This is a genomic window from Ensifer adhaerens, assembly GCF_020035535.1.
GTDB lineage: Bacteria > Pseudomonadota > Alphaproteobacteria > Rhizobiales > Rhizobiaceae > Ensifer.
Genome location: NZ_CP083349.1, coordinates 2818258 through 2832162, shown reverse-complemented (window position 1 = coordinate 2832162; position 13905 = coordinate 2818258). Strand labels below are relative to the sequence as shown.

Here is a 13905-nt window from a genome sequence, read left to right as displayed (position 1 = left end):
CGTCACGCCTTTCCGCTTGCGGGGAACAACATCAGGCCCATGGCGACGATGCCGAGAAGCACGCCGGCGGCCTGTGTGAGGCTCAATCGTTCGCCGAACACCGTGAAGGCAATGACATTGACCATCACGAGCTGCACGATCGCCGAAAGCGAGATGGCAAGGCCGAGGCCGCCTTCGCGCATGAGCTTCACCATGATGATGTTGCCGATCACGTAGAGCCCGAGTGCCAGGAAGAGCATGCCGAGGTGATTGTTGGAGACATAGGCGCGCGAGGCAGTGGCGCCGCCAAGGAAAATCGTCGTCGCCAAAAGCATCCAGAGGCCAAAGGCAAGGTTCATACCCGGACCTCCTCGCCGCGCCAGCGATAGAGGATATCCGGCAGTTGCTCCTCGTTGTCGCCGTCGGTCCGTCGTACCGCTTCGAAGCCCTGATGCTCGTAAAAGCGCTGGGCATCACGGTTGTGTTCGAAGGTCCACAGGCTCAATTCGTTCGGTGATATCGCCTTGGCGGTGGCGATCAGACGGGCGCCAATGCCGGCGCCGCGGTGCCGCTTGTCGATATAGAGCGCAGTGACGTGGTGGTCGTCGGAGAGGGACAGGAAGCCGGCGATCTCGCCATCCTCCTCCGCCAAGAATACGGTGCGTTCGGCAAAGACGGTTTCGGCGTAGTGGCGCTCCACATCGGCATGGTCGTGGACGCGTGGCATCCAGGGCGTCGCGTCGATCCAGCGATTGAGGATGCCGGCGCAGGCGGCCATGTCGTCCCGTTCGGCCCGGCGGATGCCGATGCTATTCGTCATAGCTGTGTCCTGCACGCAGGCCTTCGCGGACGCGATGGGCGATTTCCAGGAACTCCGGCGTTTCGCGAATGCCAAGCGGGCGTTCGCGCGGCAGCGGCGATTCGATCACGTCGGTGACGCGGCCGGGGCGCGGACTCATCACCACGATCTTGGTGGAGAGATAGACCGCCTCGGGGATCGAATGGGTGACGAAACAGATCGTTTTGTTGGTGCGGGCCCAGAGCTTCAGGAGCTGTTCGTTCAGGTGGTCGCGGACGATCTCGTCAAGCGCACCGAAGGGCTCGTCCATCAAAAGCAGATCGGCGTCGAAGGCGAGTGCACGGGCGATCGAGGCGCGCTGCTGCATGCCGCCTGAGAGCTGCCAGGGGTACTTCTTGCCGAAGCCGGTGAGGTTGACGAGGTCGAGCGTGCGCTCGATCCGCGCCTTCTTCTCTTCCTTCGAATAGCCCATGATCTCCAGCGGCAGGGCGATGTTGTTTTCAATGGTGCGCCAGGGATAGAGCGCGGCCGCCTGGAACACGTAGCCGTACGCCCGTTGCTTGCGTGCTTCCTCAGGCGTCATGCCGTTGACGTTGATCTTGCCGGAGGTCGCCCTTTCGAGATCGGCGATCACGCGCAAGAAGGTCGTCTTGCCGCAGCCGGACGGACCGATGAAGGAAACGAAATCGCCCTTGGCGACGTCGAGATTGACGCCGGTCAACGCGTGAACCGGTCCATCGGCAGTTTCGAAGGTCAGGCAGAGGTCCCGGGCCGAAACCACGGATGCGGTATTGGACGTCATCGGCGAATACTCATTCTGGCTGGTCTGTGTCAGACTGCTATCCGGACCGGCAACATGCAATCGCGGATTTGGGTGCGGAGCCGTTTGTTGCTGGTTTTTCAGGGAATTCTGGAGAACGCTCATGTCTCGATCATCCAATCCGGGCTGTCGCGTGGTTCGTCCTGATGGCGTGACGGCCGGCCAGCAGGGGCTCAACTATTTCGAAGGCATCGCGGCGGAGACCGTCGGGGCGACGGGGCTCTGCATGCATATCGTCACGATCCCGCCGGGCGCACGTGCCAAGGCGCACCTGCACGAGAGCCACGAGACGGCGATCTACGTGCTTTCGGGCGAGGCCTGGACCTGGTTCGGCGCGCGACTTGAGGATCACGTCATCGCTAAGGCCGGCGAGATGGTCTACATCCCCGCGGGCATGCCGCACCTTCCGGAGAACCGGTCGAGCGAGCCCTGTTCGGCGGTCATCGCGCGGACCGATCCGAACCAACGCGAAAGCCTCGTGCTCCTGCCCGAGCTCGACGCACTCGTGCCCGCCTGACGGATCCCAGGCCGAAGCGTCCCGCCAATGTGGCGGGACATGTCCGGTGGGACAGAGCGGCGCGAAGAAATGCAAGCCGCGAAACATGAGCCCTCAGACGCCCGTGGCCGGAATGCCGGTGCGCTGGACGGCGCGGGGTGCTGTCACTTCCTTCCAGGTCGAAAGAGCGGAACTGACGGCGGGGAAGGGATCGCGGCGGACGAATTCGCCGTGGCCCTCGCGGGTCTTGATCGTGCTTTCCTCGATCGCGACAACGCCGCGGCTCAACGTGTAGCGCGGCAGGCCCTTGACCTCCTTGCCCTCGAAGACGTTGTAGTCGATCGCCGACTGTTGGCTCTTGGCGGAAATCGTCTTCGTGCGCTTGGGATCCCAGACGACGAGGTCGGCATCGGCGCCGACGAGGATCGCGCCCTTCTTCGGGTAGATGTTGAGGATCTTGGCGATGTTGGTCGAGGTCACCGCCACGAACTCGTTCATGGTGATGCGGCCAGTGTTGACGCCGTGGGTCCACAGCATCGGCATGCGGTCTTCGAGGCCGCCTGTGCCGTTCGGGATCTTGGTGAAGTCGCCGACGCCGAAGCGTTTCTGTTCGCTCGTGAAGGCGCAATGGTCGGTCGCCACCACCTGCAGCGAGCCGGAGGCAAGGCCGGCCCAGAGTGAATCCTGATGCAGCTTGTTGCGGAAGGGGGGCGACATCACGCGGCGGGCCGCATGGTCCCAGTCCTTGTTGAAATATTCGGTTTCGTCGAGCGTCAGGTGCTGGATCAGCGGTTCGCCGAAGACGCGCATGCCCTTGGAGCGGGCGCGGCGGATCGCTTCATGCGCCTGTTCGCAGGAGGTGTGAACGATGTAGACCGGGCAGCCCGCCATGTCCGCGATCATGATCGCGCGGTTGGTCGCCTCGCCCTCGACTTCGGCCGGACGCGAATAGGCATGTGCTTCCGGACCGTTGTTGCCTTCGGCGAGCAGCTTTGCCTGCAGCTGGGCGACGACGTCGCCGTTTTCGGCATGCACCAGCGGTAACGCGCCAAGGGCGGCGCAACGCTGGAAGGACGAGAACATCTCGTCGTCATCCACCATCAGCGCGCCCTTATAGGCCATGAAGTGCTTGAATGTGTTGATGCCCTTGTCCCGAACGATGGTATCCATCTCGTTGAAGACCTGCTCGCTCCACCAGGTGATCGCCATGTGGAAGGAATAGTCGCAATTGGCGCGGGTCGACTTGTTGTCCCACATGGTCAGCGCTTCGAGCAGCGACTGGTTGGGGGAGGGAAGCGCGAAATCGACCACCATGGTCGTGCCGCCGGCAAGGGCCGCTCGCGTGCCGCTTTCGAAATCGTCGGAGGAATAGGTGCCCATGAAGGGCATTTCGAGATGCGTATGCGGGTCAATGCCGCCCGGCATGATGTAACAGCCGCTCGCATCCAACGTCTCGTCGGCCGCAAGATTAGGGCCAATTTCGACGATCTTGCCGCCCTCGATCTTCACGTCCGCCTTATAGGTCAGGTCGGCCGTGACAATGGTTCCACCCTTGATGACAGTGCTCATGGTTCTTGATCCTCGCGATTGCGCTTCCGGCGGCCAGGCAACCGCCACGAAAAAGGGCGGAACTTTCGTCCCGCCCGCAAACTCATTCGACGATTTCTGCCGTTTCTACGACGGCGTGGAAGAGGACGTCGGCGCCAGCGCTGGCCCACTCCCTGGAGATGTCCTCCGCCTCGTTGTGGCTGAGACCACCAACGCAGGGGCACATGATCATTGTCGTCGGCGCCACCTTGGCGGCCCAGCAGGCATCATGGCCGGCGCCGGAAATAATGTTCATGTGGCTATAGCCGAGATGCTCGGCGGCATTGCGCACGGAGCTCACCAGCTTCGGGTCGAAGGTCACCGGCTCGAAGTGGCCGATCGCCTCGATGGAACAGCCGACGCCGAGCGCCTCGGTGATCTTCGGTGCCTCGGCCTCGATCTTCGCCCGCATGCGGTCGAGCTTGGCCTTGTCGGGCGAGCGGATGTCGACGGTGAAGACCACCTTGCCCGGCAGCACGTTGCGGGAATTGGGCGAGAAGAACACCTGGCCGACGCCGCCGACGGCGCCTGGTTGGTTTTCCATCGCCACGCCCTGGACCATTTCCAGGATGCGGGCCATGGCAAGCCCGGCATTGACGCGCATGTTCATCGGGGTCGAACCCGTATGGGCTTCGCGGCCGGTCAGCGTGAACTCCAGCCACCACAGGCCCTGACAGTGCGTAACGACGCCGATGTCCTTGCCCTCGGCTTCGAGGATCGGGCCCTGCTCAATGTGATATTCGAAATAGGCGTGCATCTTGCGGGAGCCGACCTCTTCGTCGCCAACCCAGCCGATGCGCTTCAACTCGTCGCCGAAGGTCTTGCCTTCCGGGTCCTTGCGGCCATAGGCGAAATCCTGGGTGTGCACGCCGGCAAAGACGCCCGACGCGAGCATGGCCGGCGCGAACCGCGCGCCTTCCTCATTGGTCCAATTGGTCACGACAATGGGGTGCTTGGTCTTGATGCCGAGGTCGTTCATCGAACGCACGACCTCAAGGCCGGAGAGCACGCCGAGCACGCCGTCATATTTGCCGCCGGTCGGCTGGGTATCGAGGTGCGAACCGATATAGACGGGCAGCGCATCCGGATCGGTGCCGGGCCGGGTGAAGAACATATTGCCCATGGTGTCGACGCCCATGGTAAGCCCGGCCTCATCGCACCAGGACTTGAACAGCCGGCGCCCTTCGGCATCCTCGTCGGTCAGGGTCTGGCGGTTGTTGCCACCCGCGACACCAGGGCCGATCTTGGCCATCTCCATAAGTGAATCCCACAGGCGGTCGGCATTGACGCGCATGTTCTCGCCAGGTGCAGCCACGGCGGTCTCCTCATCTTTTCAGGGCTTTGCCTTGATCGGCGCGCCCTTATGTTCCCGTGGTCAAATCCAGGCTTGGTTTTTTCTGGTGCCCTTCGATCAGCCGTTGCCTTTGGCGGTGAACTGGCTGATAATTTGACCGGTTGGTAAACATTACAACTTCCGTTGCGGCACTCAAGCCGGAAAAACAAAAAAACGAAGTTGTTGCCCAAGAAGATGGCGAGGCCAGAAATTGGGCAGACCGGTTCCTGCGCGACGAGCGCGCGGGCATCGCCAGGGGGACAGATGGTATTACCGAGAGCGGCCAGGACCCAGAGGCGGACACGCATCCAGGAGGAGAAGGAAGAGCGCATCCTGGAAGCCGCGCTCGAAGTCTTTTCCGCCAACGGTTTTCGCGGCGCGACCGTCGACCAGATCGCCGAAGTGGCGGGCATGTCGAAGCCCAATCTGCTCTATTACTTCCGCACCAAGGAAGCGATGCACCGGGCGCTGATCGACCGGGTGCTCGATACCTGGCTCGATCCCTTGCGTGAATTCAATGCCGAGGGAAATCCGGTTGCCGAGATACGCAGCTATATCCGGCGCAAGCTGGAAATGGCCCGCGACTACCCACGCGAAAGCCGGCTTTTCGCCAACGAAGTGCTGCAGGGCGCGCCGCATATCGAAGACGAACTCAAGGGACCCTTGAAGTCGCTGGTCGACGAGAAGGCCGAGGTGATCCGCAGCTGGGCCAAGGCCGGCAAGATCGCCAAATGCGACCCCTATCACCTGATCTTCGCGATCTGGTCGACCACCCAGCATTATGCCGACTTCGACGTGCAGGTGCGCGCCGTGCTCGGCCAGGGCAACGCCGGGGACGGGCGCTTCGAAGACGCGGCACGCTTTCTCGAACGGCTCTTCGTCGACGGGCTGCAGGTGAGCGAGCAGCCGGCGGCCTGAGCCGCTCTTCTGATTTTCAATCTGGCAACAGCGCCATCAACAGCAGGCCGCAGGCAGTGGTGAGCGCGCCGGCAAGCACCGGCAGGCTGGTCCAGCCATGGCCGAGCAAGCCTTCCAGCAGGATGATGAAGGTCGGCGTCAGATAGCCGTAGCCGAGCACTTTCGAAGCCGGCAGGCGCATCGAGGCGTATTGCAACAGCAGGAAGGTGATCGCCGTGGTGACCACGGCGAGATAGAGAACGGCGATCCACACGATTGCCGGCAATGCTGCAAAGTTGGTGGTGACGAGGCCGACGCCACCGGGCACCAGCAGCCAGGGCACGGTGAAGACCGCAACCCAGAAGCCGAAGGCGAACGGGCTTTCGTCGCGGCCGAACTTGCGGATCAGCGGCACATAGACGGCGTGACAGATGACGCCGACGAAAAAGATCAGCTCGCCCTGACCGACATCGAAGGCAAGAATCGCCTGGATATTTGCGCGGAAGATCACCCAGACGGCGCCGAGTGCGGCGATGATGAGACCCGCAAGAACGCCCGGGCGTGTGCGCTGGCCGAGCAGCAGATAGGCGAAGCCGGCGCTCAGCAGCGGCATCAGCGTGAAAACGGCGCCGGTCGAGACCGGATTGGTGAACTCCAGCGCCTTGAACATCGTCAGCATGTAGACTGCGATCAGGCCGCCAAGGATGAGGAAACGCCACCATTGCCTGGGAAAATGGAAGGGCACCCGCGCATAGCCGAAGGTCATGAGACCGAGCACGACGACGGTCAGCAGGTAGCGCCAAAGCGTCAAAGGCCCTGCGCCCATGTGCTGAGTCGCAAGCCCGCCGAAGGAGAAGGAGCCAGCGATCAGGACGGCAAAGCTCATCATCGCCAGATGCGCCCTCAGCTTCTCGATGCCTTTCGCGTGAACCTGATGGGCCGTTTTCGGGGATACGTCCTGCTTCATTCACGATTCCGGGAAGTATGAGGGCGAAGGGAACTACAACTAAGCGCTTGACGGCATTGGTTGCAAGGCCTCGGAGATGCGCGCGGCATCCTCGACGATCCAGGTTTCAAGCGTCGCCTGCCGGCCGCGCAGGCTGATGTCCAGCCGCTCGTGCCCCTCGATCACCAGGCCTGCCCGGTTGACGAGTTCGGTAGAAACGGCGAGCTGCACGTCGTGCTCCTTGGCGAGGCCTTCCAAGCGGCTTGCGGTATTGATGGTATCACCGACCGCCGTCAGCGACGTCGCCTGACCATAGCCGATCTCGCCGATGATGGCCGGGCCGGCGTGCAGCCCCATGGCGATGCGCAACGGCTCGTCAAGCTCGCCGCGAAAGGTCTGGTTGAGCGTCTCGATGCCCTTGGATATCCGCACAGAGGCTGCCAGCGACTGCCGGCAGGCCTCGGTATAGGAGCTCTTGAGCCCGAAGATCGCAAGTGCGCCATCGCCGATAAACTTGTCGATGACGCCGCCGGAATCCTCGACCGCTTCGCCGACCATCTCGAAGTAGCGGTTGAGCAGGAACACGGTGTCGAAAGGCAGCTTGTGTTCGGCAATGCTGGTGAAACCGCGCAGATCGCAGAAGAGCACGGCGATCCGCCGTTCGCGGCCTTCGCCGCCCTCGCGCCCGAGCTGCTTCTTGATGCCGAGGCTGTCGCTGTCGAGGATCGGCACGACCGTGACGTTGTGGACCGGACGGAACTGGCAGGCAAGGCGGACATTGTCGGGCGCTCCGATACGGGTAAGCGTCGCAAGCTCCGCATCCTCGGGGGCAGGTTGGTCCTCCAGTCCCTGGATGACGCGCACGCGACAGGTCGAGCAACGTCCACGGCCGCCGCAGACCGAGACATGCGGGATACCGGCCGCACGGCTTGCTTCCAGCACGCTGAAGCCGAGATTGACGGTCGCGACGCGGCCATCGGGATAGCGGACGCGAATGCGACCGCCCTTCGGCATGGCTCGCAACAGGAAGGTGCCGGCGATCAGGCCGCCGAAACCAAAATAGAGACCGAGACGGATATCTTCGAGGAGCGTCAGATCGACCGCCGGCTTCCGATAGGCCGTGTCGCCGTAGCCGCCATGTTCGGCGTAGCCGTCCTCCATCGAGCGGGCACCGTTAACAAAGCCGAGCAGTGCGAAAATCGGGACGAGGATCGCAACCGTGTAAAGCAGGATCTCGTAGCGGGGGAACCAGGGGCGGCCGCGCATCCAGAACCAGGCGCCCAGGCAGCCGTGACCCCAGACGAGCAAGAGGGCAAGCGATTGCCTGGTCGCATTGAACGAATTCGACCAGAGTATTCGCAGCATGTCCGGATAATTGGTATCGATGCCTGTGAACAGCGGTTCGACGCGGGCAGCGGTGACGTGGCCGATCAGCAGGAAAGGCAGGCTGAGACCGAAGATGATCTTTAGAGCTTCGCGCGCGGGCATTCTGAGCGTCTGCCGACGATAGATGCTTTCGAGCGCCATGGTGAAATGCAGGAGCAGGGCGCCATAGAGCAGCACCGTGCCGGGGACGCTGTGCCAGATCAGATTGAAACCCTTGCGGGCGGTCTCCATCGCGTCGATGGAGATGAGGCCGAGCGAATGGTTGAAGAAATGGGCCACCACGAACGAACCGAGGATGGCCCCGGAGACGAGGTGTATTCGCTTGCGTCGGTTGGCCGAAATGATCGTCAAGCAACAAGTCCGGCTCTGCCGGAGCTTCGTCCGGCCGCAGTGTCAAAACCGTCGGAAGATGCGTCGCTGATCGTTGATCGAACGTCACGCACCTCCGTGTGAGTTCTCCCTTATCATCCAGATCGCGCGGGCCGACAACTTACCATTTTTACACAATCTGTTTCGTTTTCGTGTCCTGTTCGTTATCGACCGGGAAGGTTATTCAGCGGGATTCGGCCACCAGCTTCGGCCTTCTTGCCCGCCGATCCAACGCAAGGCCGTGTCATTCCATCATCGGTGGCAGGCGTGCGGCAAGTGTGTCGATGAGCAGACGCAGCTTTGACGGCATGTACTGGGTTTTCGGCCAGACGACATAGGTGCCGTAGGAGAGCGCCGGCGTATCGACGAGAATCCGAACCAACGAGCCAGAGGCGATGCAGTTGCGGACGAGCCAGCAGGGCAGCCAGGCGATGCCGAAGCCGTCGGCTGCGGCATCCGCGATCGACGTCAGGTCGTCGAGCCGCAGCCGCGACGGAGGCGTGACGGTTCGCACCTGTGCCCCCTTTCCCGGGAAGGACCACGCATGCGGCTGACCGCTGCGCCGATAGAGGATCGCCCTATGGAACATCAGGTCATCGATCGTTTCCGGCGTGCCGTTCTCTTCGAGATAGGCCGGGGAGGCGCAGACGGTCATGCGCTGATCGATGATCTTTCGCGTCATCAGCTCCGGATCGCTGCGCAGCGGACCGGTGCGGATGGCAAGGTCAAAGCCGTCCTCGACGAGATCGACGTTGCGGTCACTGAAATTGAGGTCGAACTCCAGGCGCGGGTGTGTGCGTAGCAGTTCCGACAGCAGCGGCATGATGCACTTGCGACCGAAATGCACCGGCATCGACAGGCGCAGGCGGCCCTGGATCTCCTGCTTGCCGGATTCCAGCAGGGCCTCGCCGGCCCGGATTTCGCCGAGCGCCCGCAGGCAGTTTTCGTAGAAGAGCTGGCCCTCGTCAGTCAGGCTCTGGGTGCGGGTGGTGCGATGGAAAAGGCGAACGCCCAGCCGCTGTTCGAGCTTTGCAACCGTCTTGCCGACCGCAGAGCGCGACAGGTTGAGCCTTTCGGCGGCGGCGGAAAAGCCGCCGGCATCGGCCGCTTCCACGAACACAGAGACACCGTTGAGGTAGCTCATTTTGTATCCTTCAGAGAACCAATATGGCGAAATCATATCGCAACTGGAGAGATAATTTCAACGCTATGGTTTCTTCATCAGATCAAACCGATGAAAGGAATGACCATGGCAAGACTGATGAAGGAATGGACCATCGACAGGTTCGGTGCCTCCAACCTGAAGCTCACCGAGCGGCGCGTTCCCGAGGCCGGTCCGGGGGAGGTGCTCGTTCGCACGACCGCCCTGTCGCTGAATTTCCGCGACAAGCTGGTCTTGGAAAACGGCATGGGCATGCCGCTCTCCTTTCCGTTCGTGCCGGGCTCCGACATGGCCGGCGTGGTCGAAGCGGTCGGCCGCGGCGTGACCCGCTTTCAGCCGGGCGATCGGGTGATTTCCGTCTTCGATCCCACCTGGATCGACGGCCAGAAGCCTGGAACGGCCCGGCACCTCACCTCATTGGCGCTCGGCGGTCTCAATCCGGGTGTCGCTTCGCAATATGTCGCCTTTCCCGAAGGCTGGTTCGTGAAGGCGCCTGAAAGCCTCGACGACGGCGAGGCGAGCACCTTGCCCTGTGCCGGGGTAACGGCCTGGTTCGCGCTGGTCGAGAGGGGGCACCCGAAGGCCGGCGACCGTGTCGTGGTGCAGGGCACCGGCGGCGTTTCGCTGTTCGGCCTGCAGATCGCCAAGGCGCATGGCGCCGAAGTCATCGTGACATCAAGCAGCCAGGACAAGCTCGAGCGCGCGCGGGCGCTCGGCGCCGATCACGGCATCAACCGCGTGTCGGAAGATTGGGCGGAGCGTGTCCTCGAGATTACCGGCGATCACGGCGCCGACCACATCCTGGAACTCGCCGGCGGCGCCAATCTCGGCAAGTCGCTGCAGGCAGTGGCCGTGCAAGGGAGGATTTCGGTCATCGGGGTATTCGAGGGCGCCGAGATCTCTGCGCCGGTGACACCGGTTCTTCTAAAATCGCCTGTCATCCAGGGCATCGGTGTCGCCCATCGCCGGGCGCTGGAAGATCTTGTCGGCGCCATCGATAGGACCGGGATCAAGCCGGTGATCGACGCCCGCTACCGGTTCTCCGAATTGCCGGAAGCGCTCGCGCATCTCGACCGCGGTCCGTTCGGCAAGGTGGTCGTCGAGTTCTGAGATGAACGACGAAGCCGCCGGCTGGAGGTCCGGCGGCTTCGTTCGATGCGTTGCGGGCGAACCCGCTCGATGCCCTTATTCGGCGGCCTGGCGAGCCATCGGGTTGTTCGGATGCGTCGTCCAGTTGGCATAGTTCGGATCAACCGGCTTGCCGGTGCGCTGGTCGATGGTACCGGCCGGCAGTTCTTCCATGGTGATGCAGTTCTCGACGGGACAGACGTTGACGCAGAGATTGCAGCCGACGCATTCGTCTTCCATCACCTCGAAATGGCGTACGCCATTGACGAACTGTGTGATCGCCTGGTGCGAGGTGTCCTCGCAGGCGATATGGCAGCGGCCGCACTTGATGCAGGCATCCTGGTCGATCTTCGCCTTGGCGATGTAGTTGAGGTTCAGATACTGCCAGTCGGTGACGTTCGGAACCGCGCGTCCGGTGATGTCGTCGAGGTTGCGGTGGCCCTTGGCGTCCATCCAGTCGGAAAGGCCCGTGATCATTTCCTGGACGATCTTGAAGCCGTAGGTCATGGCCGCGGTGCAGACCTGAACGTTGCCGGCGCCGAGCGCCAGGAATTCGGCCGCATCGCGCCAGGTGGTGATGCCGCCGATGCCGGAGATCGGCAGGCCGTAGGTTTCCGGATCGCGAGCGATCTCGGCGACCATGTTGAGCGCGATCGGCTTGACCGCCGGGCCGCAATAGCCGCCGTGTGTGCCCTTGCCGCCGACCGTCGGGTTCGGCGCGAAGTTGTCGAGATCGACGGAAACGATCGAGTTGATCGTGTTGATCAGCGACACGGCGTCGGTGCCGCCGGCCTTGGCGGCGCGGGCTGGCTTGCGGATGTCGGTGATATTCGGCGTCAGCTTGGTGATGACGGGCATGCGCGTGTACTGCTTGCACCAGCGTACGACCATCTCGATGTATTCCGGCACCTGGCCGACCGCAGCACCCATGCCACGCTCGGACATGCCATGCGGACAGCCGAAGTTGAGCTCGATGCCGTCGGCGCCGGTTTCCTCTACCAGCGGCAGGATCGCTTTCCATGCCTCTTCCTCGCAGGGCACCATGATCGATGCGATCAGGGCGCGATCCGGCCAGTTCATCTTCACCTGCTTCATTTCGCGCAGGTTCACATAGAGGTCGCGGTCGGTGATGAGCTCGATGTTGTTGAGCCCGAGCAGGCGGCGATCGGCGCCCCAGATCGCGCCATAGCGCGGTCCGTTGACGTTGACGATCGGCGGTCCTTCCTCACCGAGCGTCTTCCAGACGACGCCGCCCCAGCCCGCCTTGAAGGCGCGCTCGACGTTATAGGCCTTGTCCGTCGGCGGGGCGGATGCCAGCCAGAACGGGTTCGGGGATTTGATGCCGACGAAGTCATTGCGAAGATCAGCCATTGGTTCCTCCTCCCGATCCTTTAGGCGACTGCGCTCGCGTGCGGTGCTGCCGCAGCGAAGGCCCGGTTGATCGATTCAGCCGCATCGCGACCCATGGCGACAGCCGAGACCGTGAGGTCTTCGCCGCCAAGCACGCAGTCGCCGCCAGCCCAGACGCTGTCGATCGAGGTTCGCCCTTCGGCGTCGGCGACGATACGGCCGCCTTCGAGTTTCAGGGCACCGAGGCCGCTTCCGAGGAAGCTCTGGCCGATTGCCTTGAAGATCTGGTCAGCGGCAATGATACCCGTTTCGCCCGTCGCCGTCAGCTTTCCGTCTTCGAGCGTCGTGTATTCCAGCTCGATGCCGGCGACCTTGCCATCCTTCTCGGCAATGCGCTTCGGCTGCAGCCAGTGGCGGATGGTGACGCCCTTGGACGCTGCCAGATCCTGCTCGAACTCGGAGGCGTTCATGTTCTCCTTGCCGCGGCGGTAGCAGATCGTTACCTCTTCGGCGCCGAGGAGCTTCGCCTGTACGGCCGCGTCGATGGCGGTCATGCCGCCGCCGAGAACGACGACGCGGCGACCAACCGGGATGTCGGCCTTGGTCTTGGACTGGCGGAGTGCAGCGATGAAGTCGACGGCGTCGTCAACGCCTTCGGCATTTTCACCTTCGAGGCGCAGTGCGTTGACGCCGGCAAGGCCGAGGCCGAGGAAGACGGCGTCATACTGTTCCGAGAGGTCGGAGAGGCTGAAATCGCGGCCGAGTGCCTGGCCGTTGCGCACCTCGATGCCGCCGATCGCCAGCACGTAGTCGACTTCTTTCTGCGCGAAGTCATCGACCGACTTGTAGGCGGCGATGCCGTATTCGTTGAGGCCGCCCGACTTCGGACGGGCGTCGTAGATCACGACGTCGTGGCCCTTGACGGCCAGCCGATGGGCCGCAGCGAGTCCCGCCGGGCCGGCGCCGACGACGGCGACCTTGCGGCCGGAGGAAGCGGCGCGGGTGTAGAACTGCTTGTTCTCCTTCATCGCCACGTCCGTCGCATAGCGCTGCAGGCGGCCGATTTCGACCGGGCGCTCCTCGGCGGTGTTGCGAACGCAGGCCTGTTCGCAGAGCGTTTCGGTGGGACAGACGCGGGCGCACATGCCGCCGAGAATGTTCTGATCGAAGATCGTCTTGGCCGATCCGATCGGGTTGCCCGTCGATATCTGCCGAATGAACAGCGGGATATCGATGGAGGTGGGACAGGCCGTCATGCACGGCGCGTCATGACAGAAATAACAGCGATCGGAAGCGACGAGGGCCTCGTGCTTGTCGAGCGGCGGATGGAGGTCGGAAAAATTGCTCTCGTACTCCCCGAGCGGCAGGCGGCCGCCGAGGATCCCAGATTGTGTCGTTCCCATTTTTGGCTCCCAATGTTTTCTCAGGATGATGGAACGGTAACACGCTTTATTTTTTTATCAAACGGTAAAAGTTTGAGGTGGAATTGACCGGAAAGCCTTGCGATCCGGGGTTTTGCGCCAGACATGCCAAGCCCTTGTTCTTGGTCGCTGTTTGACAGGGTGGGGCAAATAGTGGCAGCAAATCAGAGCGGGGTGAGGAAAAGTGTGCGCGGTTTTCCGCCCGCACTCCGCTCTGCTTATGAGGATCGAT

13 protein-coding genes are annotated in these 13905 nt (G+C 62.7%); 3 read left to right on the top strand and 10 right to left on the bottom strand.

What is annotated here, in order from left to right:
* Window positions 1-2 precede the first annotated feature (2 nt).
* From LAC81_RS13925 to LAC81_RS13915, 3 genes are read right to left on the bottom strand one after another with little or no spacing between them, the layout of a single operon-like run.
* Complete coding sequence (locus tag LAC81_RS13925; RefSeq protein ID WP_223725274.1) at window positions 3-338, bottom strand: hypothetical protein; 336 nt, start codon at window positions 336-338, stop codon at window positions 3-5.
* Window positions 335-799, bottom strand: coding sequence for a GNAT family N-acetyltransferase (locus LAC81_RS13920; RefSeq protein ID WP_223725273.1), 465 nt, complete (start codon window positions 797-799; stop codon window positions 335-337). Before LAC81_RS13920 ends, LAC81_RS13925 begins: the two co-directional genes overlap by 4 nt.
* A complete protein-coding gene (locus tag LAC81_RS13915; protein WP_113535691.1) occupies window positions 789-1580 on the bottom strand; it encodes an ABC transporter ATP-binding protein in 792 nt (263 codons plus the stop codon). The genes LAC81_RS13920 and LAC81_RS13915 overlap by 11 nt, the downstream gene beginning before the upstream one ends.
* A gap of 121 nt (window positions 1581-1701) precedes the next feature.
* On the opposite strand from LAC81_RS13915, the gene LAC81_RS13910 reads away from it, so the two are divergent.
* On the top strand, window positions 1702-2115 hold the full coding sequence (locus LAC81_RS13910; RefSeq protein ID WP_113535641.1) for a cupin domain-containing protein: 414 nt from the start codon (window positions 1702-1704) through the stop codon (window positions 2113-2115).
* 93 nt (window positions 2116-2208) lie between these two features.
* Here the strand turns inward: LAC81_RS13910 and hydA are convergent, their stop codons facing one another.
* Window positions 2209-3663, bottom strand: coding sequence for a dihydropyrimidinase (hydA, locus tag LAC81_RS13905; protein WP_223725272.1), 1455 nt, complete (start codon window positions 3661-3663; stop codon window positions 2209-2211).
* Window positions 3664-3745: 82 nt separating this feature from the next.
* The gene (locus tag LAC81_RS13900) at window positions 3746-4996 is read right to left on the bottom strand and encodes a Zn-dependent hydrolase (RefSeq protein WP_223725271.1); all 1251 of its coding nucleotides are present in this window, start codon (window positions 4994-4996) and stop codon (window positions 3746-3748) included.
* Between the two features lie 282 nt (window positions 4997-5278).
* On the opposite strand from LAC81_RS13900, the gene LAC81_RS13895 reads away from it, so the two are divergent.
* Window positions 5279-5932 (top strand): TetR family transcriptional regulator C-terminal domain-containing protein, encoded by a 654-nt coding sequence (locus LAC81_RS13895; RefSeq protein WP_113535638.1) that lies wholly within the window; start codon window positions 5279-5281, stop codon window positions 5930-5932.
* A 16-nt stretch (window positions 5933-5948) separates the two neighbouring features.
* Here LAC81_RS13895 and LAC81_RS13890 read toward each other — a convergent pair whose 3' ends face one another.
* From LAC81_RS13890 to LAC81_RS13880, 3 genes are all read right to left on the bottom strand, one after another.
* Window positions 5949-6878: a DMT family transporter gene (locus LAC81_RS13890; RefSeq protein ID WP_223725270.1), complete on the bottom strand. Its 930-nt coding sequence runs from the start codon at window positions 6876-6878 to the stop codon at window positions 5949-5951.
* A 39-nt stretch (window positions 6879-6917) separates the two neighbouring features.
* Window positions 6918-8594: an adenylate/guanylate cyclase domain-containing protein gene (locus LAC81_RS13885; protein WP_223725269.1), complete on the bottom strand. Its 1677-nt coding sequence runs from the start codon at window positions 8592-8594 to the stop codon at window positions 6918-6920.
* A gap of 262 nt (window positions 8595-8856) precedes the next feature.
* Window positions 8857-9756, bottom strand: a complete 900-nt coding sequence (locus tag LAC81_RS13880; RefSeq protein ID WP_223725268.1) for a LysR family transcriptional regulator — start codon at window positions 9754-9756, stop codon at window positions 8857-8859.
* A gap of 105 nt (window positions 9757-9861) precedes the next feature.
* On the opposite strand from LAC81_RS13880, the gene LAC81_RS13875 reads away from it, so the two are divergent.
* Window positions 9862-10884, top strand: coding sequence for a zinc-dependent alcohol dehydrogenase family protein (locus LAC81_RS13875; protein WP_223725267.1), 1023 nt, complete (start codon window positions 9862-9864; stop codon window positions 10882-10884).
* Window positions 10885-10959: 75 nt separating this feature from the next.
* Here the strand turns inward: LAC81_RS13875 and preA are convergent, their stop codons facing one another.
* Both preA and LAC81_RS13865 read right to left on the bottom strand, forming a co-directional pair.
* Window positions 10960-12273 (bottom strand): NAD-dependent dihydropyrimidine dehydrogenase subunit PreA, encoded by a 1314-nt coding sequence (preA, locus tag LAC81_RS13870; RefSeq protein WP_223725266.1) that lies wholly within the window; start codon window positions 12271-12273, stop codon window positions 10960-10962.
* A 20-nt stretch (window positions 12274-12293) separates the two neighbouring features.
* Window positions 12294-13655: an NAD(P)-dependent oxidoreductase gene (locus LAC81_RS13865; RefSeq protein WP_223725265.1), complete on the bottom strand. Its 1362-nt coding sequence runs from the start codon at window positions 13653-13655 to the stop codon at window positions 12294-12296.
* Between the last annotated feature and the right edge of the window lie 250 nt (window positions 13656-13905).